We start from the raw sequence: 26,786 nt of genomic DNA, 5'->3' as shown, positions 1-26,786 counted from the left end.
CGCAGAGACCTGATGATCTCCGCGCTCATGTTCGATGCTCAATTACAAAAAATAATGCGTTACTGATCCGGCATTGTCAGATCAATAAGGCCACCACCAAACAAACGATCCCGCGAATGCTCAAGGTGGGCACGCATCAGGGATGAAGCCAGCTGGCTATCGTGATTCTTGATAGCCTGATAGATTTCATCATGCTCTTCAAACACATGATAAAGCGCCTTACCACCCTCATTAAGCAGGGATTGCCCATGCATCTGCATGCCCACATAGATATGTTCGCGCAAGGCACGCATCGCCGTTTCGAAATAGTGGTTGTTTGAAGCTTTAGCGATAGCAATATGGAAAGCAAAGTCGGCATCTTCCCTGTGGACCAGACTGCCGGTTGCTGTCCGCATCATTTCCAAAGCTTCTTCCATATCGGTAAGAATGGCCTTATTGTGCCGCTCCGCAGCCAGAACAGCAGAGGTTGTTTCAAGATTCAGCCTGAACTCATAGCATCTCTGGATATCGGCAAGCGTTTCCACCCGCGCAAAGCCAACCGGAGAAACAGAAGGCGCACGCACGAAATTACCTGCACCTTGCCGGGCATAGATCATGCCTTCCTTGCGAAGCTTTTCAAGAGCACTGCGCAGCACCGGCCTGGAGACACCGAGTTCTTCAGACAAATGATGTTCCGACGGCATGCGTTGATTGACTGGATAGTCGCCATTTGAAATCCGGCTGAACAGGGTGTGATACACCTTGTCAGCCAAAAGCCTTCTTGGCCGGCTCTTTGTTTCATTGGCTTCACTGCTCTGAGTCACGATTCTAAACCTCTGGCATTAATTCATTCTGTCTTTTACTAGCTTTGACGCCAAATTTACAAGTGTGTCCTTAGACCCAAAGCCACCTGATTTCGTTATGATATACAAGTGATCGCCGCTTCCAATGGATTTCGACATGGGCAGGCCTGGCAGCACCTCACCAAGAACTTGTAAGATTCCGATATTCAAGCGCGCGCAAATAGCTGCGGCACTTTCTCCCCCACATCCTAGGAATGTGCGGGGTTTTGCGTGTGCAATCCATTTAGAAATACCGTCGGCAAACAGGTCTCCGGCTTCCTGACCCGAAATAACAGTTTCACCGGGCGTCATCTGGATGACCTTTACATCCTTCTGCAATGCGGCAGGCTCTGGCACAACCCCGTTTGGCGCCCCAACAATGTTGAACGTTCCAAGCTGGGCCAGAGTTACAGGATCGCGTGACCCGATGGCAAACAGGGCAGGGGCCTCAGGCGCAGGCATAGCGTCCGTTCTTGGATCGGGTGCAATTTTGCTCGCCAACGCTTCGGCAAGGCCAGCTGCACCAACAAACAGGCCATCATCTGCAAATCCTGAAATGGCAGCCTCGATGTCTTGTTGCGTAGCAGCATCAAGACCGCATGTTTCCGGTAAATCTGCGATGTCAGTGACAGCAATGGGCGTATCAACACCTGCGCCAACCAGAAGCCCGTTTTCGACAAAGCGCCCCAGACGCGGAATAGCCGGACAAATCAGTGTCTGATCACTTGCAAATCCCAGCGCCTTGATCTCAGCGGCCACATGCCCTTTGAGGCGACTGTCGACCTTTTTGAAAATGCGAAGTGATTGCGCACCCTCGTGGGATCGGATCATCGACAATACCTGTTTCACACGAGAAACAGCATCTTCCTGAGAAATTTCTCTGGAACCCGTGGACACGGCAACAACATCGGCCCCCTCGGACATAGCCGCAGGCAACTCGGAAACAGACAAGGCACAGAGAACTTTCAGGCCACGATCCGCAAAGGCAACAGAACTATCAAGCGCCCCTGTCAAATCGTCAGCAACGATAACTAACTTCACGTCTAGACCCATATATTTGTTAATTTTGAATTCCACGTGATGCACGGGATATTTGATTTGAAAAATATAGCATGTTCTGTGCCTTAATCCAACAACGCATTTAGCCGTACCCATGTGTAAAGAAAATTTTATTGACAAATTTGCAAGTCGAGAAGCACCGGTTCTTTGGCTGCAATTATTACGCTAAAGGTTTCTTTGTCAGAACGAAAAATAGATGTTCTCCCAGAGGCAAAAGGTAACTATTACCCAGCACAGTTTAGATAATCACATTTCAAAATTTAAGAAATTAAGTAGTGATACACAAAACCATAACTGAAAGCTATACCATTGTTTTCAAACAACAAAGTCGAGATGGATAGATCTCCATTTTTTGAATTTAATTTAGAATTTCTCAAATCAAGTTTGCATCATGAACCCTTTGCCCTTACTGTGTACGTGTATGTACGACGTAACTTTAGATCGAAAAAACCAATTGTTTCTGACTTCTGAGCTGCGCTGCGCTTAAAAATGCATCCGGATTTCCCAAAGGCTCAGACCGAGTTCTCTCCTGCAATTTCGCTGGCAGGATTGACAGGATCAATTGCCACCATATCAGTTGGTTGACACTTGAGAGAGTAACGAATGCCGGATCCCATTATCTCCATTGCCAGTCTGTCTCGCACAGAAGCATTTCCCTTTCTTTTCACCGCCACCCTCTCGGAAGCATCCACTTCGGAGGTATCCGTCGATTGGGGCATACTGCAAGATGGTAGCGCCCGCATTCAGGACGACGTGAATATCGGTTCTGGCACCTTGACGTTTGCTGCAGGCGAAACTGAAAAGACGTTCTACATTTTTTCTCAAAGCGACTCTATAGATGAGGCAGACGAGAACTTTACCGTTGTACTGACCAACCCTGTCAATGCCACGCTGGCAGGCGGAGAAAATCGCATGACGGCCACCGGCATTATCGAGGATAATGATGGCAGCGGTTCCGATCTTGCTCTGTTTGTCTCTGACCCGATCATCCATGAAGGGGATAGCGGAACCAAGCAAGCTGTCTTCGAGATCCGTCTTTCCGAGGCACCCACGTCGAGTATTTCTCTGGCCTATCAGACCGTTGATGGCTCTGCTGTCGCAGGCGTTGACTATACCGCCAAAAGCGGAACAGTAACCTTTCAAGCGGGCCAGACCGTCGCCACCATTGCAGTGGATATATCTGGCGACACCACCACCGAAGGGGATGAGTTTTTCAACCTTGTTGTCACACCAAACTCTAGCATCGCAAATTCTGTCGAGGATTCCACGGGCACTGCCTATCTACTCGATGACGATGCTGGGTCGGGAAACCAGCCCGTCGTTTCCCTTTCCGGCGGTGTGATGGAAGAAGCAGACTACCAGACCTATCTCTATTTCACGGTTACACTTTCCGAGCCATCCAGCGACACCGTTACCGTCAGAGCAACAACACGCGAAGACGGCAGCGCTACGGCATTGAGCGACTATTACACCAAGTATGATACGATCACATTCGAACCTGGGCAAACAGAGCGACAGGTAATCATCTCTATTCTGGCGGATTCGGACGTTGAAAAGTACGAGAATTTCTCTGTCGTTCTGTATGAGCCAACAAACGCCGTTTTGGCAGGAGGCGAAGATAGTATTTCTGCCACGGGCATCATTCAGGATGACGACGGCAGCGCAACCGACGTCTCTTTGTTTGTTTCCGATCCGGTCGTCAGCGAAGGCACGACCAGCGGCAAGCTGGTGTTTTTCGAACTGCAACTTTCTCAGCCATCCAGCTCGGATATTACACTCAGTTACAGCACGGAAAACGGGACTGCGACGGCTGGACAGGATTATGTTGCCAAAAGCGGAACGGTCACCTTTCTTGCGGGCCAGACCGTCGCGTCTGTTGGCGTTACGCTCCTTAATGACACGGTCAGTGAGGGAGATGAAATCTTCTCTCTCGTCGTTACGCCCAATGGCAGCATTGCCAATGGAAGCGCGGATTCCACTGGCATTGCTACCATCCAGAATACGGATGTAACGAACCAGACCATCCGCGGCAATGCGGCAAACAATAGTCTGTCTGGCGGCGTGGGAAATGACACTATCTTCGGTTATGCAGGCAATGACACGATTGTTGGAGGCGCGGGCAACGACCGAATTTATGGCGGAGCCGGTCTGGACACCATGTCAGGCAATGCGGGCAATGACATCTATTACGTCAACGCCTATGGCGACAAGGTCAACGAACAGCCCGGAGAAGGCACCGACCGTGTCTTCAGTTCATCCAACTACAATCTCAAAGCCAACAGCCAATATATCGAGCATCTGACGCTTACGGGTAACGCCAATATCAACGGCACCGGCAACATGCAAGCCAACATCATGAATGGCAACATGGGCAACAACCGGCTCAATGGCCTCGCGGGAAATGACTCACTCTACGGCAGGGGCGGGGCTGATACCCTCATAGGAGGCACCGGCAATGACCGTCTTTATGGCCACAATGGCTATGACACCCTTAACGGCAATCAGGGCAATGACCGCCTGTTTGGTGGCAATGGCAATGATGTGCTCTATGGCGGCAACGGCAACGACACGCTGTTTGGAGGCGCCCATAATGACCGCCTCTATGGTGGAGCAGGCTTGGACACCATGTCGGGCAATGGCGGCAACGACACCTATTATGTCGACGCCTATAACGACAAGATCAACGAGCTCGCCGGGCAGGGAATCGATCGTGTCTTCAGCACCACCAACTACAATCTCAAGGCCAACAGTCAGTATATCGAGCATCTGACCCTGTCGGGCAACGCCAACATCAACGGCACCGGCAACATGCAAGCCAATATCATGAATGGCAACATGGGTAACAACCGCCTTAATGGCCTTGCCGGAAATGATACGTTGAATGGCAAGGGAGGAAACGACACTCTTAATGGCGGCACCGGTTTTGACCGTCTCAACGGGCAGCTGGGCAATGATCGTCTCAATGGCAATCAGGGCAACGACATACTCAATGGTGGAAATGGCAATGACATCCTCAACGGGGGCCTGGGCAACGATCAGCTCTATGCGGGCGCGGGTGCTGACAGACTGATAGGATCCGCCGGAGCCGACAAAATGTATGCAGGCAATGACAATGCAGTTGATACCTTTGTCTTCAATAGCATCAATGATAGCCGGGCGGGCGCAGCCCAGCATGACATGATCTACCTCTTCGAGAGCCGGGAAGATCAGATTGATCTCTCTGGCATTGATGCCAACCTGTCGGCGGCAGGAAATGATAGCTTCCAATTTTCCAGTGCAGGAGCTAGCGCCAACGCTGTCTGGATCCAGACCTCGGGCTCAAGCATCATGCTTTTCGCGGACAATAACGGCGATGCTGTTGCCGACTTCGAAATTGAGTTGGTCAATCTGACTTCACTCGATGGATTGGATATCACATTGTAACCCGTCGTAACCCGACGTGTCTGTCGCTAGTTGACAGAGATGGCAATAGATCGCTGTCAACAAGCGCGCTCTCATTTCATAAAATCACGGTGCCATATACGCCTCGATCTCTCCTTCTTTCTCTCGAAAAAGGAGGTGGATTTTTCACGCCTATATGTTGCTAATCATCAATTGCTTTACTTGATTTGGTGTTTCCAATAGTTTCTGCAACAAACAGACCAACAGACCCAAATGCACGGACCAGATAAGCGATGAAAGACCCAGTGAAAAGCGCCAGCTATCGCACGGATATCGACGGTTTACGGGCATTCGCGGTGCTTTCTGTCTTCCTGTTCCATCTCAACTTTGCCTTCATTCCTGGTGGCTTCGTTGGGGTAGATGTTTTTTATGTTATTTCCGGATATGTCATTCTGCGCAGCATGCTGCCAGACATTATCGATGGGAAATTCTCGCTTGCAGGCTTTTACGACCGGCGCATCCGCAGGATCTATCCTGCGCTGATTTTGGTTGTCGCCCTCGCGCTGGCGGTTGGCTTCATCATCAACACGCCCAAGGAGTTTGTTTCACTGGCGGAATCATCCGTTGCTGCGTTATTTTCCGGCTCCAATATCTATTTCAATGATCGTCTGGACTATTTTGCCGCAGCGGCCAGAACCATCCCGTTGCTACACACATGGTCGCTCGGTGTAGAGTTCCAATTCTACCTCCTCATTCCCCTGTTGCTGCTGCTATCGGCACGCTTTGCGACCAATCGTTCCAAAGCTATTCTGATGGCTCTGCTGGCCTTGCTCGCTATTTCCTTCATCAGCAATGTGCTTACCGTCTATTTGCTTTTTGACAGCAACTTTGCCTTCTATATGCCCATCACACGCTTCTGGGAAATTGGTGTTGGTGGGCTGATCGCCTATTGGGACGGTCGCTTCAAGCCGGGCAAAGCGCTGTCAGCTGTCTTGACCTATTCGGCAATCATTGGCCTTGTTGCATCCGTAACGCTCATAGATGAGAACACCACGTTCCCCGGCCTTGTCGCTTTGTTGCCCGTCTCGGCAACGGCAGTTCTGGTGCAAATCGTTCCGCGAAACGGCAGTTTTTACAAAAGGGTTGTCACGTCTCCTCCAGCACTGTTCTTTGGCCAGATTTCCTATTCGCTCTATTTGTTCCACTGGCCAATCATCGTATTTCCGGCCTTGTATCTAGGGCGCGACCTAGTTTTTGCAGAGAAATGCGTTCTGTTCCTGCTTGCCACCGGCTTGTCTTTTCTCAGCTGGAAATTCATAGAAACCCCCTTACGGCGAGCGCGTGAAGGGCGTCGCCATAGTCTGGCCCTTGGCGGGATGGGGGCAATACTAGCTGCCCTGTGCCTGATAGCCGGTATCGTGATCAATTTGAAGGGTATTCCGCAGCGGTTGAACCCGCCAGCACAAGAGATCTATTATCAGGTTGAAAATAAGGGCTCCCCGGTTCCGCCTTGTACACCGATTGAAGGATTGCACGGCATGCGCAAAGCGGCGATCTCTTCATGTCAGACTGAGGGCGCAAGCAACAATGAGCTGTTCATCATGTGGGGCGATAGCCATGCAGGAATGCTTTGGCATGAACTCAAGCCTGACCTTAATAAGCTTGGTATGAGTGGCATATTGGCCGTGATGCCAGCCTGTCCGGCGCTACTGGACGTTCATATATCAAAGCTGAAAAACCGCGAGGAATGCGCACAACTGGGACACTATTTACAGGAAGTCGTAAAAGCGAAAAAGGTGCCTCTTGTTGTACTCTCCACCCGCTGGGGCAACTATGCCTCGGATATGGTTTCGCCCGGCGATGGGGGCTTGCCTACACCGCTGTTCGACGACAAGAACAATGGCCAGAAAATCAATTTCAACGATGCCTTGGCGCGCACCGTAGCCAATTTTACAGATCTGGGTGCTCATGTCGTCATTGTCGGCCCCGTGCCCGAGATCGACTATAACGTACCCGAGATGCTTATTCGCTCAACAAATCTCGACTTCCTGTTGCCCATCTCTAAGCGAGAAGCATTTGACAAGCGACAGGCCAAAACACTCCAGGCCCTGGAGCGGTTGGCCAAAAGACCCGACGTTACCGTTGTTTATCCTCATGAGAGGTTTTGTTCTCAAGGCGCATGCGCGGTGGTAGAGGGGAAAAGACCGCTTTATATTGATGATGATCACCTAAGCAATCTTGGGGTTGATCTCATCTTGCCCGATATCATCGCGGCGATGCGCTCAAGCCATAGAGCCCTGAATTAACGCGCATCGCGTCGCGCAAGCCGCGCTTCAAGATCTGCAATGCGCGCGTCCCGCTCCGCAAGCAGTTCAGACACTTTGCCTGTGTCCATCTTGCGAGGAATATGCTGCGGACAATTGACGTCCCACGCGATAAGATCAAACAGGATAACCCGCTCAGGTCGCCCCTTGCTCTCCGCCATTTTGAGCTGATCCAGCAGCGCTTCATCATCTTCCACCACGCTTGCCGTGCCCCAAAGCTTGATACGCCGCGCTTCTTGGTAGTCGATCAAAAACAGATAGGCTTGCTGATTTTCCGAAAGATTGCCAAGCGTGATATATTGCCTGTTTCCAGCCAGATCGGCAAAAGCAAGTCGGGTATCGGTGAGCACTTGCAGAAATCCAGCGGGCCCGCCCCGATGCTGAATATAAGGTTGGCCCTGAGCATTGGCTGTGCCAAGGAAAAAGCTCGTCTGCTGCGATATGAAACGCTCCAGTTCCGGCGTCACTCGTTCGGACCATGGGCGCTTTTGTTCCATACGGGCATAGAGCTCTCGCGAGCCCTTCGCCTCTTGTGTGGCTTTTACCGCGCATGAAAACGCCACATCACTAGGTGTGAAACCATGAGGGATCATCTTACAGCCCCAGCTCAGCAAGGGATGGATGATCATCAGGCCGACGCCCCAGTGGCCAACGGAAAAGACGATCCGTTTCCTTGATGGGCAGGTCATTGATGCAGGCAAAGCGCACTGCCATCAGTCCTTCTTCATCGAATTCCCAGTTCTCATTTCCATAGGACCGTGTCCATTGACCGGTTTTATCCTGCCATTCATAGGCAAACCGCACTGCAATCCGGTTACCTTGAAAGGCCCAGAGTTCCTTGATCAGGCGATAGTCCAGCTCTTTGCTCCATTTCTCGCTCAGAAAGGCAACAATCTCCGCGCGTCCATTGAGGAATGTGCTGCGGTTGCGCCAACGGCTTTCTGGCGTATAAGCGAGCGAAACCGCTTCGGGGTCGCGGCTGTTCCAGGCGTCTTCGGCCAGACGGACTTTTCGAACAGCATCATTGCGCGAAAACGGGGGTAGGGGTGGTCGGCTCATGAGAAACTCCTCAAGCGAGATGATAAGAATAGGGAGAAGAAAAAAGGCGGCGAACACAGGGAACGCCGCCAGTTGGGCACCGATTAGGCGGCGACGCCTTCTGCCACTGGGAAGTCGATCTCTGTTTTGGCGACTTCGTTGAGATAGTTGGTCCAGATATTGAACGCGACATGCAGGACAATTTCGATAACCTGAGCATTGTCGTAGCCAGCAGCGCGGACTGCGGCCAAATCGGCATCTGCGATGTGACCGCGGTTTTTGGCAACTGCCAAAGCAAAGACGATGGCGGCATTTGCCTTTGCATCAGTGGAGCGCCCTTGACGGTTTGCGGAAATCTCTTCGGCTGGCAGCTTGGCAATGTTGGTTGCCAGATAGGTGTGAGCCGAAAGGCAATAGCCGCAGCCGTTAAACTCGGAGATAGCCAGCGCAATCCGCTCACGAGTGGCCGCAGGCAACTGTCCTTTGCCCAACGCACCGAAAAGACCAAGATAGCCTTCAAGAGCAGCAGGGTTTACCCCTGCAAGACGGAAGAGGTTCGGCGCGCTGCCCAACTGCTTGGTTACTTGTTCAAGAAGGGGGCGAGACGCTTCTGGGGCTGCATCAATCGTGGATGGGTATGGTATGCGAGACATGTTTGTTTCTCCTTTGTTAGTATCGCGTTTGCTTTCGATGCAGTCAAAATAGGGCTTCCAATTTATTTGATAAGACAATAAGATTGGAAGGAAACCTTCCGGAATTTGGAAACATGTCTGATCGTCTTGACGCCATGTCTGTTCTCGTTGCCGTTGTTGATGCGGGTAGTCTCTCAGCCGCAGCGCGCAGCCTTGGTTTGCCACTCACAACGGTCAGTCGTCGGATATCCGACCTTGAAAGCCGTATCGGCACCACCATTCTCAACCGGTCGGCCCGTGGCCTGACAGTGACTGATCAGGGCACAGCCTATGTAGCGGCCTGTCGCCAAATTCTTGAGGAAGTTGATGAAGCAGAGCGCACTGCGGCCGGGGAGTTTTCTGAACCCAAGGGGCTCTTGACGCTAACGGCACCGATTGTGTTCGGGCGCTTGCACATATTGCCGGTGCTGACAGATTTTCTGGCGTCCTACCCGGATGTAACGGCGCGTCTGGAGCAAACGGATCGCAGTGTCAATCTTCAGGAAGAGCAAATAGATGCAGCCATACGCATTGGCCATTTGCCAGACAGCAGCTTGCGCGCGCGCCGATTGGGTGAGGTGCGACAAGTGGCCTGTGCGAGCCCATCCTATCTGCAAAACCATGGACACCCACAGACGCCAGAAGACCTTGTCTCTCATTCCTGCGTCACATTTGAAAATCTAATGCCCGCAGACCGCTGGTCATTCGGTTCAGACAAATCCGCAAGACAAGTGCCGGTCAATACGCGTCTCGGCGTCAATACCGCCGAGGCCGCAATCGAAGCCGCCGCTTCCGGATTGGGTATAACGCGTGTTTTGTCCTATCAGGTATCCAAAGCAGTCAAAGAGGGCCGCTTGGAAATCATCCTTATGGAAGATGAGCCACAGCCATGGCCCGTCAACATTATCTATCTCGGTCGACCGGTGCCACAAAAGCTGCGCAGTTTCATAGACTTCGCCTCACCGCGTTTGCGCAGTGTCCTCAGCTAGAACATCTACAAACTCCAACTTGCAACACTCCCATCTCTATCGACATAGCCGCGCGTTTGCATATCGCAGCAAACCGCGACGTCTCGCCTCAATGGATACAAAAGGATACCATAGGATAAGATTTGCGACTTGTACAAAGGCTCAACCGCAAGCTACTTTCAAAACATTGAATTAAAGGAAATTCTGTCCTGATTCTTCCCTGTTTCGAAAGCACCATGAGCCTCGCCATGAACATTCTGAAAAAGACTCTTGTTCTTCCGCCCATCTTGATAGCAATCGCTCTTTTCATGTTTTTCAGCCAAGCGGCCAAGCCTCCAAGGGCAGCAACCGATAAACAGGAAAAAGCAACGCCGGTCAAAGTGATTGCCACCAAACCCGTCTCCGCAATTCCTTCCATATCAGGCTTTGGCAAGGTGCAGCCCAGCCGCACATGGGATGCCGTGGCGCAAGTCGCAGGCCCGGTAGTCTGGACTTCGGAAAAACTCCGTGACGGTTTGCTCATTGCAGCGGGAACCAGCCTTCTTCGTATCGACGAACGTGAATATGACCTAGCCCTGGCTCAGATAGACGCTCAAAGTGAAGCCCTTGATGCAAAAGATGAAACCACGAAGGTATCATTAAAGATCGAGGAGCGCTCTCTTGCTTTACTCAAGGAAGATCTGGCCCGCAAAACCGAATTGCTTTCACGCGGCTCGGCGTCCCAATCGATTGTAGACACCGCAGAGCGAGCACTGCTGACGCAGGATGCCAAGGTGCAGTCTTTGTTGAGCGCGCTCAAATTGAATGAGGCTGAACGCAAAGTGCTGCTGCAACAGCGCGAAATTGCTGCACTCAACCGGGAGCGCACCGAGCTGAAAGCCCCCTTCGATGTACGGCTCGAAAGCGTAGATATCGCCGTCGGCCAATATGTAAACAAGGGCCAACAGCTTTTCTCGGGGGATGGCATAGCCATTGCGGAAATCGTCGCGCAATTCCCCATTGGCGCGCTCAATCCACTCTTTGGCAAAGCTGGCGAGGAGGGGGCTCCATTGGAAGCTCTTGCAGAGGGAGGCGGACTATCGCAGAGACATGACGCCTTGAAAGCCAAGGTGATCCTGCGCACACCGAAAAAAGATATCCTGTGGGATGCCAAGGTCGACCGCGTTTCGGCGGTCATGAACCCCAAAACCAGAACCCGCGGCATCGTGTTGACCGTTACAGACCCGTATGGTCAGGCAACTCCGGGCCAAAAACCACCTTTGGTCAAAGATACCGCCGTAGAAGTCATCCTTCAGGGGCAACCTAAGAAGGACAAGATTGCTGTTCCCGCATCAGCCATTCGCAAAGGCAAGGTGATGGTTGTGGACGCTGAAAAGCGTCTGCATTTCAAGCCGGTCAAGGTGGCTTATATTCAGGGCGACATTGCGGTTCTGATGTCAGGTCTTGAACCAAATGACAAGGTGGTCGTATCCGACCTGCCTGCACCGGTGGACGGCATGCTAGTCGGGCCAAAACCGGACAAGAAGCTTCTGGAACGTGTAATGGCTGAAGCCTCTGGCAAAGCGCCTAGCGAGGGGAACAAATAGTCATGATCCGCTATTTCGCCAAACATCCCACAGCAGCCAACCTGCTGATGGTCGGCATTCTGCTGATCGGCATTCTGGCTTTGCCGAAACTGCAACGCGACACATTCCCGGCAACCGACCCCACCCAGGTGGAGGCTCGCGTCAGCTATCCCGGCGCCACGGCGCTGGACGTTGAAGAGGCGGTATGCCTCCGCTTCGAAGAAGCGCTCGGCGTTATTCCCGACAAGCTGGAAATGACCTGTGAAGCCAGAGAAAATCTCGCCATCGCAGTCGTGACCATGATCGAGGGGCGCGATTTTGATACCTTCTACAACGATATCAAAAGCGAGATTGAAGCCATTACCGGTTTTCCGGCCAATGTAGAGCGCCCCACCGTTACCAAGATGGAGCGGACCGCAACAATCTCGACAATCGCGATTACCGGCATTGACGATCCGGGCGCCCTGTTTGCCTATGCCGACAAGGTGCTCTCGCGGGTAATGCGCAACAAGCAGATCGCGCAAGCCACAATGAAGGGCTTTGCCGACCCATTGATTGACATTCGTGTATCCGAAACGGCCTTACGCGACCTGGGCCTTAGCATCACCGATGTGGCCAACGCCATCAAGGTGCAGAGCGTCGACCTGCCAGCAGGCACATTGGAAACAAAGAGTGGCGATCTGGTGTTGCGCTATGCGGACCAGAGGCGCAAACCACGTGAATTTGCCGAACTCGTCATCAAGAGCTCAGATGATGGTGGCATCGTTCGCCTGAAAGACATCGCCACCGTCACCAAGACTTTCGAATTTGCCGAGGACAAAGTCACTTTCAACGGCCAGCGCGCCGCCCTGATTGAAATTGCCAAGACGCCCAATCAGGATACCCTGAAGATCAAGACCCTCATCGATACCATTCTGGAAAGCGAACGTGCCAGCGCCCCTCCGGGTGTCAGTCTCGATATCTCGCAGGATGTGTCGCCGAACATCGTCGACCGGCTGCGGATCCTCACCGACAACGGCATACAGGGGCTTGTTCTCGTGTTCCTGACCATGTGGGTCTTCTTCTCCCTGCGCTACAGCTTCTGGGTTGCCATGGGACTGCCGGTCTCCTTCCTGGGTGCAATTTTCGCCATGCAAGGGCTGGGCTATACGCTCAACACCATGACCATGGTTGGGCTCATTGTCTCCACCGGCCTCTTGATGGACGACGCGATCGTCATATCGGAAAATATCGGCGCCCGCCTCAAGCGGGGCGAGAGTGAGCTGGAAGCAGCCGTAAACGGCACAAGGCAGGTACTGCCAAGCGTCATTTCCTCCTTCCTGACGACAATCCTCATTGTTGGCCCACTGGCCCTTATGGCAGGCAAGATCGGCGCTGTCCTCAAGGTACTTCCGGTTATTCTGGTCATTACGCTTGCAATCAGCCTCATCGAGGCTTTCCTGATCCTGCCATCGCACCTTTATCACTCGCTCAAGAATCAGGGCAGCCGAAAGCAATCCCGTTTTCATGCCGCTTTCGAGCGAGGCTTTGAGCGCTTTAGAACCGGTATTTTCGGCCCGATGATCGATTGGGCCGTGAGTTGGCGTTATCTCACGACTGGCTTCATCATTGCGTTGCTGATTCTCTCCTTTGGCGCCTTCTCCAGCGGGATGCTGAAATTCCGGTCCTTTCCCAATCTGGAAAGCGACACGATTCAGGCTCGTATCCTGATGCCTCAGGGGACGCCACTTTCTGAGACTGAGCTGGCTGTGCAGCAGGTCGTCAAAGCGCTCGACAAGGTCAACGCGGATTTCGCCCCCATGCAGAAAGATGGCAAGGATCTGGTGAACAACGTCCTTGTCTATTACGGGATCAACGCAGACGCCAACGAGAAGGGCCCCCATCTGGCAACCATCAGTGCCGATCTCCTGCGGGCGCAAGATCGGGAGGGCTCGCTTCAGGAAATGCTCTCCAAATGGCGTAAATATACCGGACCGGTTCCGGGCAGCCTTGCCATGAAATTCACCGACAAGGAACGCGGAGTGGCTGGCAACGCCATCGACATCCGTTTGCGCGGCAGCAATCTTGAACAGATCAAGCAGGCAGGCAACGACCTCAAGGCCTTCCTCTATAATTACGAAGGCGTGGTGGATGTGCTGGATGATCTGCGCCCAGGCAAACCCGAGTTTATCGTCAAGCTGCATGATGACGCCGGAGGCCTTGGCCTGACAGCCAAATCCGTCTCAGAAGAGCTCAGAGCGGTCGTTCAGGGCAATACAGGTCTGGAGATCCAGACGGGTCGCTACGGCGTTGATGTGCGCGTCAGGCTGGCCGAAGGCGCCATTGATAGCCGGGGAGGGATCAACTCCATCTATGTGACGGCAACAGACGGATCAAAAATCCCACTATCGACCGTAGCGGATATCACCGAGAGTCGCGGCTATGCTCGCATCAACCGCGTGGACGGTCTGCGCACGGTCACCATTCAGGGCTCCATCAAACCCAAAGTAGTCAATGCGCGCGAATTGATGATGGAAGTGAAAACCGGGTTCGTACCGCAATTGAAGAAAGCATATCCGGCAGTAAGCGTCGCCTTCAATGGACAGGGCAAGGAAGCAGCCACAACAGGCGGTTCGCTTCTCACCAACTTCTATATCGGGCTGGCGTTCGTCTTCATCCTGCTCAGCTTCCAGTTTAGAAGCTATGTCTTGCCTTTCGTGGTGCTGGCAGCCATTCCTCTGGGTGCAATCGGCATGGTAATCGGCCATCTTCTCATGGGGCTGGATATCTCCATACCAAGCCTTGTGGGATTGGCAACACTTTCCGGCGTGGTAGTCAACAACTCTATCCTGCTGGTATCCTTCATCCATGAGGAAATGGCAGCAGGGCACGACCCGTTGCAGGCAACAAAGCAGGCAGCCAAGGCCCGTTTGCGCGCTGTGGTGATGACATCCCTCACAACGATAGCAGGCTTGTTGCCGCTGCTCTCCGAGACGAGCACACAGGCGCAATTCCTTATCCCGCTGGTCAACAGTCTCGCCTTTGGCTTGCTCACCGCCACCGTGTTGTCGCTCTTCCTTGTGCCTAGCCTCTTCGCCATTCTGACAGACTTCGGATACGGAAAGAAAAAGGCCTGATCGACACCATGATGTAAGGAATCAAAAAGGCCTGTTACTCGAAAGTAACAGGCCTTTAATATGGCTCCCCAGGCCGGACTCGAACCAGCGACCCAGCGATTAACAGTCGCTTGCTCTACCAACTGAGCTACTGGGGAAAACTCTTTTTCGTTGATCCGTTGTTTCCGTCTCAACGTTGGTGAGGTGGTTTCTAATGGAGAGAGCCGCGCTTGCCAAGCCCCTTTTTTCATCTTTTTAATTTCTCTTGTGGATCAGTGGAAAAGACAGGGCAACTGTCATAGAAAGCTTAAACTGCAGAACAGCACCAAGCAGTGCATAAGCGCCATAATTCCGCTGTTTTGCCGTGGTGGATTGGCAAAAAGAGTAAATTATCAACAACATCGCAAAGATTGCCCGTCAGATGATCAGCCCGCAAAAAGAATTTCGCTTTGGTCCCAAAACGATAAAAATACCCCAGTCACCATTTGCCAGAAAGGTCTTGGGCGTGCTTTTGATTCTGGGTGGTATACTCGGATTCTTACCGATCCTCGGATTCTGGATGCTCCCGCTCGGCCTACTGATCCTTTCGATCGATTTGCCATTCTTACGCAAATATCGCAGAAAGATCGCCATCAAGATGGAAAAGCGCAAGAGAAGCCAACTGCTTCCAGCGCCTCAGAAAACACAGGAGCATGATCTGGCATGAAGACGCATTCCGCACGAACGACGCTCGTTGTGGGCGGAGCGAGATCTGGCAAAAGCGCATTTGCTCAGACGCTCTGTGAAGACAGTCCCTTCAATCTGATCTATGTGGCTACGTCACCGGTTTTTTCTGGCGACAAGGAGATGGCAGCACGGATACAGAAACACAAGGACGACCGGGGCCCACGCTGGCAAGCGATCGAAGAAGAGATCGCCATTGATCGCGTCGTGAAAGAACATGACAACGCAGAGACAGTGCTTCTAATAGACTGTGCCACTCTTTGGCTTAACAATCTGACTTATCATGATTTACCGCTGCAAGACCATGTGGGCGGCTTTCTCGATGCCATGGCAGAAACGCATGCTCATATTGTTATCGTTTCAAATGAAGTGGGGCAGGGGATTGTTCCGTCATCCCCGCTGGTGCGGCAATTCCGCGACCATCAGGGCAGATTGAATCAGCAACTTGCCAAAGCGTGTGAGCGTGTCGTTGAAGTGCGCTGCGGCTTACCCCTTCTGCTCAAACCAAATGACCAACCAAAGCTCGTTCTTTGACGAAGAGGCAATAAGTCGGAAGCTCTACACAAGGACTTCCAGCCTTTAGATCAGAGCGCCGGTGCCAAGCAGTGCAACGATCACAAACTGGCACTGACAGGCACGTCCATACAGCTTTAGAGCCAGCACAATATCATCTGCTCCGATCTGCCGCCTTCCTGTGTCGTTGACAAACGGCTCATCCACCAACACGCTTTCATAATAGCGCGGGCCGGAGAGGGCAATGTCAAGCCTGCGGGCCATGGCCCCTTCAGGCCAGCCGGCGTTGGGAGACCGGTGGCGCCGTGCATCAGCGAAAAAGCGCGTCCATGACTGGAAGGCAACCGTGCGGGAGCGATGCAGGGAAACAGGCGAGAAAAGCAATAGAATCATGGTGAGACGCGCCGGAATGAGATTGAGCACATCATCGAGCCTCGCCGCCGCCCAGCCGAAATAGAGGTAGCGCTCATTCCGGTGACCAATCATGCTATCGGCAGTATTGACGATTTTATAGCAAATAAGCCCCGGCAGGCCGAACAGCACCAGCCAAAAAAGTGGTGCAACGATTCCATCGGAATAGTTCTCCGCAAGACTCTCTATGGCCGCGCGCGTAACGCCCGCCTCGTCTAGCTTACTGGTGTCGCGTCCGACAATCATGGAAACAGCAGCGCGTGCACCTTGCAAGTCAGATTGTGATAGCGGCACGGCGACCCGCTCCACATGCTCATAAAGACTTTTCTGAGCGAGCAGGGTCGAAGCAATCACGGCAATCAGAACGCCCCCAACGCCACCAAGCTCCATCAACCCGAGCTGTATCCCGGTTCCCAGAGCGCAGCCCAGCAGAAGAAGGATAGCCAGGGGAAAAGTCCCCGCTAACCGCCCCAATAAGGCACTTTGGTCCTTGGGGCGATTGAAACGTTTCTCGAAAAAGGAAATCGCTTTACCGAAAAAAACCACAGGATGCGGCATCCGGCGCCATAACCAATCAGGCTCACCAAACACCGCGTCCAGAAGCAAAGCCAGAAGGACCGCACCTGCGAACAGTCCACCAAATGGAATCACCGATACATAACCTTGCCAAGTGCTTCGTCAAATCGGTTCATCGCTTTCTGATCGATAGGAATACCGAAACGGATATAATCGGAGCGATAGTCGAAGATCCGTGACCAGATGTGCATTTCAGCCAGCTTGCGATGAAGATCGCGAGCGTCTTCCTTGATCACCAGACGGAAAAGCGACGTGCCTCCAGCGGTGTAAAGACCACGTTTATCGAGTACCTTGTCCATCAGCTCGGCTTGAGCCTGAAGCTTTTCACGCTGGCTCTTTTGCCATTCCAGATCACTCAGCGCTTGAGTGCCAACGCGCAGGGCAGGGGTGGAAACAGCCCAAGGACCCAGCATGTCGCGAATCTTGCTAATCTGGACCTCATGCCCCATGAGGAAGCCGAGCCGGATGCCGGACAGACCAAAGAATTTGCCAAAGGAGCGCAGAATGACGCAGTTTGGCATTTCAGCGAGATGCGGCATTACGCTCAACTGAGGATTTACATCCGCAAAGGCCTCATCAACGATGAGCAGCCCCCGCTGGCGATGCAGCTTGCTCGCCAACTCAACCAGCAACTCCGCTTCCAGCGTCCGACCATCGGGATTGTTCGGGTTGCAAACCAGCAGGCAATCGCCCGGGAAGAATTCCTTCGGCACTTCATTGACCATTGCCACATCAACACCGGCACGCGCCATGGCGCGCTGATGCTCAGAATAGGTCGGTCCGAGAATGAGGCAACTCTGGTTTGTGCCCAACAGCACCGGCATGGACTGAATAAGAGACTGCGTCCCGGATGACGCAACAATCGATACTTCATCGGGAACATTGTAAGCCACGCGCGCAGCTGCCAGACAATCGACAAGATCCGCTTGTGTCGGAAGACAACCAATTGAATCCAGTGCAGAATCTCTATCAAATGGATAAGACACGTGGTTGATACCAGCAGATAGATCCAGCCAACCTTCCCGTGTTCCGCCATATCGGTTCATTGCTGCGGACAGATCGCCCCCATGCATCATAATGTTGTCGTCGCTGGCTACCATAATCCAAGCCCCAAATTGTTCGGCAATTGAGACTAACGCATAGACCTTTTAGCCATGGGATGCAAACCCAAACGGGCTTTTGAGCAACCGTTCGGATTGATATGACCAGAATAATTGCCAATGCCAAATTGATTTGAGAATTCAACAAAACAATAGCATTTACAAATAGAGCGCACCCATTGCGTTAACTTTTGCACCTTTCCCAACAGGGCCGCCCAATAGATGCAATTGTAATCAATTTTTCAATAGCAGAAAAGGCCTGGGTCATGTTCGCATCAGACCCCAACATAACTAATGAAACGTCCATAAATCTATGTAATAACGCATATTTTTTCCATGCCCGTCAAGAACGCGCCAGAAATTGGCCATTTACAGAAAGGCCATTTCATTCCGCATGAAAGTGCAATTTTCGGCAAGTTTTATTCAATTACGATCACAACTTGAGGTCACATTTTATTAATAAACTCTGTGCAAAATACCGGCCAAATTGCCCCCACCAGTCAAGGGAGTTTTCTGGTGACTTGTACTGAACATCGCCGCCTGCAGGAATTGAAGCGCTATGCGATTCTGGACACCGAACCAGAAGAGACATTTGACCGCATTACACGCCTGACCAGAGATTTGCTTGATACCCCAATCGCCCTCATTTCCCTTGCAGACGAAAACCGCCAATGGTTCAAATCCAAGCAGGGGCTGCATCTGGATGAGGCCACCAGAGAAGGGTCTTTTTGCGCCGTCGCATTGGAAAGTGGCCACCCACTCGTTGTCGAAGACAGTTTGCTGGATGATCGCTTCAAAAACTCCGATATCGTACAGGGCCCGCACAAGATCCGCTTTTACGCGGGCGTGCCTTTGACATCGCCTTCGGGCCATCATCTTGGCGTCCTTTGCATCATGGACCACAAGCCACGCAAGCTTACTCACGATCAACTGGCCAATCTATATGATATGGGGCGCGTTGTGATTGACGAAATCGAACTCAGATCTCTCGCAACATTCGATTGCCTGACCGGACTGCAACAAAGACAGGGCTTTTGGCTCAAGGCGCGACAAGAACTTGAACGTTCAAAACGATATGATTCCGATTTGAGTCTGATCCTTTTCGATATCGACAGATTCAAGAAAGTGAATGATTCTTATGGCCATGCGGCAGGGGACAGAGTGTTGCAGCAGATCGCAGATATCTGTCGCAGCCAGATACGCGCTTTTGATACACCAGCTCGTTTTGGAGGGGAGGAGTTCACCATATTGCTACCCCAGACCGAAATAGCTGACGCCTTTCAAATTGCGGAACGAATCCGCACAAGCATTGCCAATATGCCAACCTACTATTGTAATCAGGAGATTTCCGTTACCACCAGCTTTGGCGTCTCATCCCTCAACACAAGCAACGTCTATTCTGTCACGGAATTGTTACGCGTCGCGGATAAATGTCTCTATCAGGCGAAAAGCAAAGGCAGGAACAGAACCGTCACAATCGCAGCATGACATGTCCTTATCTGGCCAGTGTAAAAAGCGCGCCATGAAAGAGGAGGCAGATGTCACAGCATGCACAAAACCAGAAGACCTGCTTTAGCAAGTCTTAATAAGCGCTTGAATTATTTAGGAGAGTTGGAGGCTCGAGCCGGAATCGAACCGGCGTACACGGATTTGCAATCCGCTGCGTCACCACTCCGCCATCGAGCCATCCGTGCGTATGTGGTGGAAGCTCAATAGCAAATGGCTATTGATGTCTCAAGTCCAAATCCACGACATTTTTGACATTTTTGATAACACCCCCAGAAATTTTATCTCCCGGCACAGAAAGTCATACACCTTTAAGTATATATACAGCCTTTGCCCTTGCCACGACGCCATCAGAGCGATATTGAAATTGAAAAGAAATACGCCTTCCCACGGAAGGAATAGCACTTAATATAGTGCACTCTATAAGCCCGCCGGTACAGGCCTGTGAAGCGATGAGGAGTTCGGAAGATGATCCAGTTCGATCAAGCGCGGCGTAACATGGTGGACAACCAGATCCGCACGACAGATGTCACGTCCTACGCTATTCTGAAAGCCTTCCTTTCGGTGCCGCGAGAAAAGTTTGTTCCAGACAGCAAACAGGAATTGGCTTATTCGGACGCAGACATCCGCATCTCCGATACGCGCGTGATGACGCAACCATCGCCTTTGGCGAAAATGCTGCAACTGGCCGACATAAAACCAGACGATCTCGTTCTGATCATCGGCTCTGGCTCTGGGTACACGGCTGCTATCGCATCTTGGCTATCCAACACAGTCGTTGCAGTGGAAAGCGATGAGGCGCTGGCGACAGCCGCAGAGGCAGCCATTTCGGATCTGGGGTATGACAATGTCGCTGTAATTCCGGGCGATGTAAAAGAAGGCGTTCCTTCCGAAGGGCCTTATGATGTCATATTCATCAATGGCACCGTGGAAGAGATCCCTCAATCACTCCTCATGCAGTTAAAAGAAGGGGGAACCCTTGTTGCAGCAAAGGGTGATAAAACCATGGCTGAAGCGGTGCGCATCCTGCGCAAGGGAGACAACTTTTCCAGCATTTCCGCTTTTGATACCAACGCGCCAGTGCTGAGAGAATTCCAGAAGCCGCAAGCCTTTCATTTCTAAGCGCAATCGCCTGATAATCATTTCATAATGACTCGCCGTCAGAATCAGGAATTAAGAGCAGAAATGACCGCTACCAGTATCTTGGAAGAACATTTCCACGAGGAAATCCTTTAGCTTCCACAATATGATACACATGCACGACATCATTGTGCGACAAAATAGTGGCTACATCTTTACGGCACCGTTTCTTAAAGTGTTGCAATAAAGCAGTATTCACATTTTTTTAAGAGAATCGAACGACTGACCTCTAGGAATACATTTGTCTTCCTATTATGGTCCTCGACAAAAGAACATCCAAGTATCGACGTGGTGAGGCTAACCATGTCGAAAATTCATTTAGGAGTAATGGTGTGGCTAGGCTTCGGACAATTTCGCTATGTGCTTTAACTGCACTGCTATGCAACGTGCATGGCGCTTCTGCTGAAAATCTTTCAAACGCATTGTCGCTTGCATATAGCAACAACCCGACGCTCAACGCGGCGCGTGCTGGTTTGCGCGCAACCGACGAAAATGTGCCTCAGGCCCTGGCAGGTTATCGCCCGACGATTTCGGGGACAGCATCAGCCCAGCGCAGTTGGACAAATTCCGAATTCCGTTCCGGGTATCTGGAAAATAGCCAAGCCAATACGCTGAACATGGTGCTTCAGGTCCAACAGATTCTTTATCGTGGCAATCGCACCCAAAATGGTGTCAAGCAAGCTGAAGCAGCCATTGAAGCAGCAAGAGAAAGCCTCAAAAGCACAGAACAGTCCGTTTTGCTCGAAGTAGCCACAGCTTATATGGACATCCTGCAGAACCAGGCCATTCTTGAGTTGCGCAAACAGAATGTTGCTTTCCTGAGAGAGCAGGCGCGCTCCGCAAGAGATCGCTTCGCCGTTGGTGAAACCATCAATACCGACGTCAATCAGGCTGAAGCAAGCCTCGCTGCAGCAATTTCCATGGTACATGCTGCGGAAGCCAATCTGACGGCAAGCCGCGCAACCTACGAACAACTGGTTGGCAAAAAGGCAGGCACTCTGGTTGCCGGCTATTCGGTTGACAATCTGTTCCCCAAATCCTTGAACGCAGCCGTCAATCAGGGCCTTTCCCAGCATCCGGCCATCCGCTCAGCAACCTACAATGTTGATGTATCCGAATTGGCTGTAAAGATCGCTGAAGGCGCATTGCTTCCCACTGTTTCAGTAACAGGGCAAGCCGGCCGAAGCTGGTCGAACAACAACAATAATGCCAACATTGACGGCGCAACCAACAGCGCTTCCATTACCGGTAACATCAGCATTCCGCTTTACTCTGGCGGCGCCAACCATTCAGCTGTTCGTCAGGCCAAGGAAAGTCTCGGTCAGGCGCGCATTCAGCTGGATCTGGCGCGAGCACAGATTCGAGCCGGCATCGCTTCCGCATGGGCGGCCCTGCAGGCTAGTATCCCGTCCATCACAGCCGCTCAGGCACAGGTCAAGGCAGCACGACTGGCCACGCAGGGTGTGATCGAAGAACAGAAAGTTGGTCAGCGTACACTGCTCGACGTTCTTGATCAGCAGGAAGACCTGATCTCTGCACGCATTGCCTTGGTTCAGGCGCAACATGATCGCATCGTTGCATCTTTTGCGGTTGCCTCCGCAACCGGCAATCTTTCCGCTTCCAATCTGAAGCTGAAAGTGCAGCGTTACGATCCTACCGAGCACTACAACGCGGTTCGTGACAAGTGGGTTGGCTTGCGCACCCCAGATGGACGCTGAGTAGCCAACATTCAGATCGCGAAGAAAACTCAAACGAAAAGCCGGCTCATAGTCGGCTTTTCGCGTTTTGGTAGGTCTGAGACCAAATTGATCGCGCACCAAAACAAGTATTTCAGCATCGTTCATTTGTTGCGCATGATCGAAAAGAGCAGGATTACGGGGAAATTAACGCATATTTCCTTCACTCCACATCTCATTGATGCTTTTTTGCGGAACAGATTTCAACAAATTGACAAACACTCTATAGTTAAAAGATGGGCGAATCATGTTCACGGCGCAACATGCGCGCTCTATGACCTGTTTGTCGTTAGTTTCGGGTGAGGCCATGTCAAATTCCAGTGCAGCTCAAGAACCTTCCATGGAGGAGATTCTCGCTTCCATCCGTAGGATTATCTCGGATGAAGAAGCTGCTATCGGAGATGAAGCAACTCCAGCCAAAGAGCCAGAGGCAGATCCCGATGAAGCCATGAGTCAGGAAGCGCTCGACGCCCTGTTTGATGAACCTTCTCCTCAGCCGGAACCGGAAGAAGAGGAAATCGACATGGCCGCAGCTATGGCTGCCATGGAAGAGGAAGAAGCCCCCAAGGAAGAAGACGTTCTTGAGCTTTCATCCGAATGGCAAGAATCCGACTTTGTCGAACCCCAAGACGACGACGTCATGTTCGCCAATGCAGAGCAGGCAACCAAGGAGCAGGAGGAAACGGCTCCGATCGAGGATATCGTCAATCAGAAGCTGGAAGAGGCTGTTCCTGAAGCTCTTCAGTCTGCCTTCAGTTCCGCTTCAATGCCCGATGGACCTCTGCCGAATGTCGAACGCGGCGCACCTCTGGTCTCCGATGACACATCTCAGAAGGTCACCAGCGCCTTTGGTGATTTGACTCATACAATCTTGAACAACAACTCACGCACGATTGAAAATGTCGTCGAAGATATGCTGCGCCCGATGCTCAAGGCATGGCTCGACCAAAATTTGCCAGTGATGGTAGAACGCTTGGTGCGTGCGGAGATCGAACGAGTGTCCAGGGGCGAGCAGCATTACCGCTGATCGCCCGCCCCAACTCCTTCACAATCGTCTCAAGACTCCCCCAATTGCGTGTTTTTGTCGTAAAAATTGCGCCCATAGCACGAAGTTTGACCAGTTAGCCTCGCAAATGGTTGACAGTTTTGGGGGAATGGGATTTACACCATAACCGATACAGTTTTCGTACCGACCAGTGCGCTGTCGTAGCTCTGCTTGTGTCGGTTCAAGCCTCAGAATGACAGATCTGCAAGCGAACGCGCTGGGCGATCTGCAATATGGATGTGCAATGCTTGAAAAAACTTTTGATGCGGCGACCGTAGAGCCGCGCCTTTATGATGAATGGGAAAAAGCCGGCGCATTCAAAGCCGGCGCTGGCAAGAAGGATGGACAGGACAGCTTCTCCATCGTCATCCCACCACCGAACGTCACCGGCTCGTTGCACATGGGACATGCCCTGAACAACACCCTTCAGGACGTCATGATCCGCTATCACCGCATGAAGGGGCTGGACGTCCTCTGGCAGCCAGGCATGGACCATGCAGGTATCGCAACACAGATGGTTGTTGAACGCCAACTGGCCGCCAACAATGAGCCGGACCGCCGCTCCATGGGCCGCGATGCCTTTGTTGATCGCGTCTGGCAGTGGAAGGGCGAATCCGGAGGCACCATCTTCAATCAGCTGCGTCGCCTTGGTGCCACTGCTGACTGGTCTCGCGAACGCTTCACTATGGACGAGGGCCTCTCCAAGGCCGTTCAGAAGGTTTTCATTCAGCTTTACAAAGAAGGCCTGATCTACCGTGGCAAACGCCTGGTCAATTGGGACCCGAAATTTGAAACCGCGATTTCCGATCTCGAAGTCGAGAACAAGGAAGTCGACGGCCATATGTGGCACTTCAAATATCCACTCGCAGGCGGTGAAACCTACACCTATGTCGAGAAGGATGAAGACGGCAATGTCCTCTTCACCGAAGAACGCGACTATATTTCCATTGCAACGACCCGTCCTGAAACCATGCTGGGCGATGGCGCCGTTGCGGTTCATCCGTCCGATGAGCGCTATGCACCAATCGTTGGCAAGCTTTGTGAAATCCCGGTTGGACCGAAAGAGCATCGTCGTCTGATCCCGATCATTTGTGATGAATATCCCGATCCGGACTTTGGCTCTGGTGCCGTTAAAATTACCGGCGCGCACGATTTTAATGACTATCAGGTTGCCCGACGCAACAAGATCCCTTGCTACCGTCTGATGGACGTACAGGCAGGCATGCGCGCCGATGGCGCCCCTTATGCCGAATGCGCTGCCAAAGCGCTGGAAATCGCCAAGACCGGCGAATTGCCCGGCGAACGCGAAGTGGATGAAATCAACCTCGTTCCTGACGAATATCGCGGTCTTGATCGCTTCGAGGCTCGCAAGCAGATCGTTGACGCCATCAACGCTGAAGGCCTTTGCGTTTTCGCCAAGGATGAAGAAGGCAACGACGTTCCTTTCGTCGAAAACAAGAAGATCATGCAGCCGTTCGGCGACCGCTCCGGTGTTGTCATTGAACCAATGCTGACTGACCAATGGTTTGCCGACGCCAAGACCCTTGCGGGTCCAGCGATCGACTCGGTCAGGGAAGGGCGCACCAAGTTCGTTCCGCAGAATTGGGAAAAGACCTATTTCGAGTGGATGGAAAATATCGAACCTTGGTGTATTTCCCGTCAGCTCTGGTGGGGCCATCGCATTCCGGCCTGGTTTGGCCCGGATGATCACATCTTTGTTGCCCATGATGATGCAGAAGCGGCTGAACAGGCCAAGGCGCATTATGGCACGGATGTAGACCTGAAGCGCGACGAAGACGTGCTGGACACCTGGTTCTCCTCTGCTCTGTGGCCATTCTCCACCCTTGGCTGGCCTGACAAGACGCCCGAGCTGGAACGCTATTACCAGACCGACGTTCTGGTTACCGGCTTTGACATCATCTTCTTCTGGGTTGCTCGCATGATGATGATGTCCATGCACTTCATGAAGGAAGAGCCGTTCCACACCGTTTATGTTCATGCGCTGGTGCGCGATGAGCATGGCGCCAAGATGTCCAAATCCAAAGGCAACGTCATCGATCCGCTCGATCTGGTTGACGAATATGGTGCGGACGCCGTTCGCTTCACCCTGACGGCCATGGCTGCACAGGGGCGCGACATCAAGCTGGCCACCAGCCGCGTTGCAGGCTACCGCAACTTCGGCACCAAGCTCTGGAACGCAACCCGTTTCACTCAGATGAATGGCTGCGAACGCACCGCTGACTTTGATCCTTCGGCCGTTAAAGAAACGGTCAACCAGTGGATCGTTGCCGAGTTGGCCAAAGCGGCGAACGAAGTGTCTGACGCCATTGAATCCTATCGCTTCAATGATGCCGCCAACACGCTTTATCGCTTTGTCTGGAACCTTTATTGCGACTGGTATATCGAGCTTTCCAAACCTGTTCTGCAGGCCGAGGGCGAGAGCGCAGCCAAGAGCGAAACACAGGCTTGTGCAGCTTGGGTTTTGGACCAGATCTGTCTGCTTCTGCATCCGATCATGCCATTCATCACGGAAGAACTCTGGGCAGAAACCGGCAAAGCCGGTCCGGCTCGCAAGGGTTTGCTCATTCTTGAAGACTGGCCGAGCTTTGACATCAAGGACACCGGCGCAGCTGATGACATCAACTGGCTGGTCGACATGATCTCTGCCATTCGGTCGATCCGGTCTGAGATGAATATCAAGCCATCCACTCAGCTCAAGCTGGAAGTTGTTGGTGCATCCGAGGAAACCAAGGCCCGCCTTGCAGCCCATGATGCCATCATCAAGCGTCTGGCGCGCGTTGAAGACATCAAGGTCTCTGAAGCCGTGCCACAGGGCTCCGCTCAGGTTGTTGTTCATGAAGCAACCGTTGCGCTGCCACTGGCAGGCATCATCGATCTGGATGCGGAAAAGGCGCGTCTCGAAAAAGACCTCGACAAGATCGCCAAGGTCGCCGAAAAATTCGAGAAAAAGCTGGGCAACGAGAAGTTCGTTGCCAACGCTCCAGCAGAGATCGTTGAAGAGCAAAAAGCCAAACTGGCCGAGCAGAATGAACTGAAAGCCAAGGTTCAAGAAGCCCTCGACCGCATTCTGGCCGCTCTCTAGCGTCTGGTCGC

General features: G+C 52.4%; 19 protein-coding genes and 2 tRNA genes. 12 read left to right on the top strand and 9 right to left on the bottom strand.

Annotated features, from left to right (window positions below; translation table 11 throughout):
- Window positions 1-59: 59 nt before the first annotated feature.
- Together ACKPCT_RS06305 and ACKPCT_RS06300 are read right to left on the bottom strand one after the other, a co-directional pair.
- Entirely contained in the window at window positions 60-752 is a 693-nt protein-coding gene (locus ACKPCT_RS06305) for a FadR/GntR family transcriptional regulator (protein ID WP_244544720.1), read from the bottom strand.
- A gap of 69 nt (window positions 753-821) precedes the next feature.
- A complete protein-coding gene (locus tag ACKPCT_RS06300) occupies window positions 822-1,862 on the bottom strand; it encodes a four-carbon acid sugar kinase family protein (protein WP_210186768.1) in 1,041 nt (346 codons plus the stop codon).
- Between the two features lie 621 nt (window positions 1,863-2,483).
- On the opposite strand from ACKPCT_RS06300, the gene ACKPCT_RS06295 reads away from it, so the two are divergent.
- Both ACKPCT_RS06295 and ACKPCT_RS06290 read left to right on the top strand, forming a co-directional pair.
- Window positions 2,484-5,303 carry a Calx-beta domain-containing protein gene (locus tag ACKPCT_RS06295; protein ID WP_319568696.1) on the top strand — a complete coding sequence of 940 codons (2,820 nt, stop codon included), beginning with the start codon at window positions 2,484-2,486 and terminating at the stop codon, window positions 5,301-5,303.
- Window positions 5,304-5,554: 251 nt separating this feature from the next.
- Window positions 5,555-7,567 carry an acyltransferase family protein gene (locus tag ACKPCT_RS06290; RefSeq protein WP_319568695.1) on the top strand — a complete coding sequence of 671 codons (2,013 nt, stop codon included), beginning with the start codon at window positions 5,555-5,557 and terminating at the stop codon, window positions 7,565-7,567.
- Here the strand turns inward: ACKPCT_RS06290 and ACKPCT_RS06285 are convergent.
- From ACKPCT_RS06285 to ACKPCT_RS06275, 3 genes are all read right to left on the bottom strand, one after another.
- Window positions 7,564-8,178 (bottom strand): pyridoxamine 5'-phosphate oxidase family protein, encoded by a 615-nt coding sequence (locus tag ACKPCT_RS06285; protein ID WP_319568694.1) that lies wholly within the window; start codon window positions 8,176-8,178, stop codon window positions 7,564-7,566. The two genes, ACKPCT_RS06290 and ACKPCT_RS06285, sit on opposite strands and share 4 nt — an antisense overlap.
- Before the next feature lies 1 nt (window position 8,179).
- The gene (locus ACKPCT_RS06280; RefSeq protein WP_319568693.1) at window positions 8,180-8,644 is read right to left on the bottom strand and encodes a nuclear transport factor 2 family protein; all 465 of its coding nucleotides are present in this window, start codon (window positions 8,642-8,644) and stop codon (window positions 8,180-8,182) included.
- A gap of 83 nt (window positions 8,645-8,727) precedes the next feature.
- On the bottom strand, window positions 8,728-9,276 hold the full coding sequence (locus ACKPCT_RS06275; protein ID WP_319568692.1) for a carboxymuconolactone decarboxylase family protein: 549 nt from the start codon (window positions 9,274-9,276) through the stop codon (window positions 8,728-8,730).
- Between the two features lie 113 nt (window positions 9,277-9,389).
- On the opposite strand from ACKPCT_RS06275, the gene ACKPCT_RS06270 reads away from it, so the two are divergent.
- The 3 genes from ACKPCT_RS06270 (at window position 9,390) to ACKPCT_RS06260 (ending at window position 14,943) form a co-directional block, all read left to right on the top strand.
- Window positions 9,390-10,283 (top strand): LysR family transcriptional regulator, encoded by an 894-nt coding sequence (locus ACKPCT_RS06270; protein WP_319568691.1) that lies wholly within the window; start codon window positions 9,390-9,392, stop codon window positions 10,281-10,283.
- A gap of 227 nt (window positions 10,284-10,510) precedes the next feature.
- The gene (locus tag ACKPCT_RS06265; RefSeq protein WP_319568690.1) at window positions 10,511-11,848 is read left to right on the top strand and encodes an efflux RND transporter periplasmic adaptor subunit; all 1,338 of its coding nucleotides are present in this window, start codon (window positions 10,511-10,513) and stop codon (window positions 11,846-11,848) included.
- Between the two features lie 2 nt (window positions 11,849-11,850).
- Window positions 11,851-14,943 (top strand): efflux RND transporter permease subunit, encoded by a 3,093-nt coding sequence (locus tag ACKPCT_RS06260; RefSeq protein ID WP_319568689.1) that lies wholly within the window; start codon window positions 11,851-11,853, stop codon window positions 14,941-14,943.
- Between the two features lie 61 nt (window positions 14,944-15,004).
- On the opposite strand, the gene ACKPCT_RS06255 is transcribed toward ACKPCT_RS06260, so the two are convergent.
- Window positions 15,005-15,080: transfer RNA gene (locus tag ACKPCT_RS06255), tRNA-Asn, on the bottom strand.
- 263 nt (window positions 15,081-15,343) lie between these two features.
- Between ACKPCT_RS06255 and ACKPCT_RS06250 the strand changes: the two genes are divergently transcribed.
- Together ACKPCT_RS06250 and cobU are read left to right on the top strand one after the other, a co-directional pair.
- A complete protein-coding gene (locus ACKPCT_RS06250; protein WP_244544719.1) occupies window positions 15,344-15,628 on the top strand; it encodes a hypothetical protein in 285 nt (94 codons plus the stop codon).
- On the top strand, window positions 15,625-16,179 hold the full coding sequence (gene cobU, locus ACKPCT_RS06245; protein ID WP_319568688.1) for a bifunctional adenosylcobinamide kinase/adenosylcobinamide-phosphate guanylyltransferase: 555 nt from the start codon (window positions 15,625-15,627) through the stop codon (window positions 16,177-16,179). Before ACKPCT_RS06250 ends, cobU begins: the two co-directional genes overlap by 4 nt.
- Before the next feature lie 45 nt (window positions 16,180-16,224).
- Here cobU and cbiB read toward each other — a convergent pair whose 3' ends face one another.
- Together cbiB and cobD are read right to left on the bottom strand one after the other, a co-directional pair.
- Window positions 16,225-17,220, bottom strand: coding sequence for an adenosylcobinamide-phosphate synthase CbiB (gene cbiB / locus ACKPCT_RS06240; protein ID WP_319568687.1), 996 nt, complete (start codon window positions 17,218-17,220; stop codon window positions 16,225-16,227).
- Window positions 17,217-18,245 carry a threonine-phosphate decarboxylase CobD gene (gene cobD / locus ACKPCT_RS06235; RefSeq protein WP_090073730.1) on the bottom strand — a complete coding sequence of 343 codons (1,029 nt, stop codon included), beginning with the start codon at window positions 18,243-18,245 and terminating at the stop codon, window positions 17,217-17,219. The genes cbiB and cobD overlap by 4 nt, the downstream gene beginning before the upstream one ends.
- A gap of 516 nt (window positions 18,246-18,761) precedes the next feature.
- On the opposite strand from cobD, the gene ACKPCT_RS06230 reads away from it, so the two are divergent.
- Complete coding sequence (locus ACKPCT_RS06230; protein ID WP_319568686.1) at window positions 18,762-19,733, top strand: sensor domain-containing diguanylate cyclase; 972 nt, start codon at window positions 18,762-18,764, stop codon at window positions 19,731-19,733.
- A 124-nt stretch (window positions 19,734-19,857) separates the two neighbouring features.
- Here ACKPCT_RS06230 and ACKPCT_RS06225 read toward each other — a convergent pair.
- Window positions 19,858-19,931, bottom strand: a tRNA-Cys gene (locus ACKPCT_RS06225).
- Between the two features lie 288 nt (window positions 19,932-20,219).
- Between ACKPCT_RS06225 and ACKPCT_RS06220 the strand changes: the two genes are divergently transcribed.
- From ACKPCT_RS06220 to ACKPCT_RS06205, 4 genes are all read left to right on the top strand, one after another.
- Window positions 20,220-20,873, top strand: a complete 654-nt coding sequence (locus ACKPCT_RS06220) for a protein-L-isoaspartate O-methyltransferase family protein (RefSeq protein WP_090073727.1) — start codon at window positions 20,220-20,222, stop codon at window positions 20,871-20,873.
- Between the two features lie 350 nt (window positions 20,874-21,223).
- Window positions 21,224-22,609 (top strand): TolC family outer membrane protein, encoded by a 1,386-nt coding sequence (locus tag ACKPCT_RS06215; protein WP_210186767.1) that lies wholly within the window; start codon window positions 21,224-21,226, stop codon window positions 22,607-22,609.
- 325 nt (window positions 22,610-22,934) lie between these two features.
- Window positions 22,935-23,654 (top strand): PopZ family protein, encoded by a 720-nt coding sequence (locus tag ACKPCT_RS06210; RefSeq protein ID WP_090073822.1) that lies wholly within the window; start codon window positions 22,935-22,937, stop codon window positions 23,652-23,654.
- Window positions 23,655-23,916: 262 nt separating this feature from the next.
- Complete coding sequence (locus ACKPCT_RS06205; protein WP_319568685.1) at window positions 23,917-26,775, top strand: valine--tRNA ligase; 2,859 nt, start codon at window positions 23,917-23,919, stop codon at window positions 26,773-26,775.
- Window positions 26,776-26,786: the final 11 nt, after the last annotated feature.

Origin of the sequence: Cohaesibacter marisflavi (assembly GCF_963665895.2) — a bacterium.
GTDB classification, from domain to species: Bacteria; Pseudomonadota; Alphaproteobacteria; order Rhizobiales; family Cohaesibacteraceae; genus Cohaesibacter; species Cohaesibacter marisflavi.
The sequence above is the reverse complement of the archived record's forward strand: the minus strand, read 5'-3'. Positions and strand labels throughout refer to the sequence as shown.

Bases quoted from the DNA above. Each gene is read 5' to 3' on its own strand.
- ACKPCT_RS06295 (WP_319568696.1), top strand. From the start codon at position 2,484: ATGCCGGATCCCATTATCTCCATTGCCAGTCTGTCTCGCACAGAAGCA.
- ACKPCT_RS06210 (WP_090073822.1), top strand. From the start codon at position 22,935: ATGTCAAATTCCAGTGCAGCTCAAGAACCTTCCATGGAGGAGATTCTC.
- ACKPCT_RS06220 (WP_090073727.1), top strand. From the start codon at position 20,220: ATGATCCAGTTCGATCAAGCGCGGCGTAACATGGTGGACAACCAGATC.
- ACKPCT_RS06205 (WP_319568685.1), top strand. From the start codon at position 23,917: ATGCTTGAAAAAACTTTTGATGCGGCGACCGTAGAGCCGCGCCTTTAT.
- ACKPCT_RS06265 (WP_319568690.1), top strand. From the start codon at position 10,511: ATGAACATTCTGAAAAAGACTCTTGTTCTTCCGCCCATCTTGATAGCA.
- ACKPCT_RS06290 (WP_319568695.1), top strand. From the start codon at position 5,555: ATGAAAGACCCAGTGAAAAGCGCCAGCTATCGCACGGATATCGACGGT.
- ACKPCT_RS06260 (WP_319568689.1), top strand. From the start codon at position 11,851: ATGATCCGCTATTTCGCCAAACATCCCACAGCAGCCAACCTGCTGATG.
- ACKPCT_RS06280 (WP_319568693.1), bottom strand. From the start codon at position 8,644: ATGAGCCGACCACCCCTACCCCCGTTTTCGCGCAATGATGCTGTTCGA.
- ACKPCT_RS06250 (WP_244544719.1), top strand. From the start codon at position 15,344: ATGATCAGCCCGCAAAAAGAATTTCGCTTTGGTCCCAAAACGATAAAA.
- cobD (WP_090073730.1), bottom strand. From the start codon at position 18,245: ATGGTAGCCAGCGACGACAACATTATGATGCATGGGGGCGATCTGTCC.
- cobU (WP_319568688.1), top strand. From the start codon at position 15,625: ATGAAGACGCATTCCGCACGAACGACGCTCGTTGTGGGCGGAGCGAGA.
- ACKPCT_RS06275 (WP_319568692.1), bottom strand. From the start codon at position 9,276: ATGTCTCGCATACCATACCCATCCACGATTGATGCAGCCCCAGAAGCG.
- ACKPCT_RS06270 (WP_319568691.1), top strand. From the start codon at position 9,390: ATGTCTGATCGTCTTGACGCCATGTCTGTTCTCGTTGCCGTTGTTGAT.
- ACKPCT_RS06285 (WP_319568694.1), bottom strand. From the start codon at position 8,178: ATGATCCCTCATGGTTTCACACCTAGTGATGTGGCGTTTTCATGCGCG.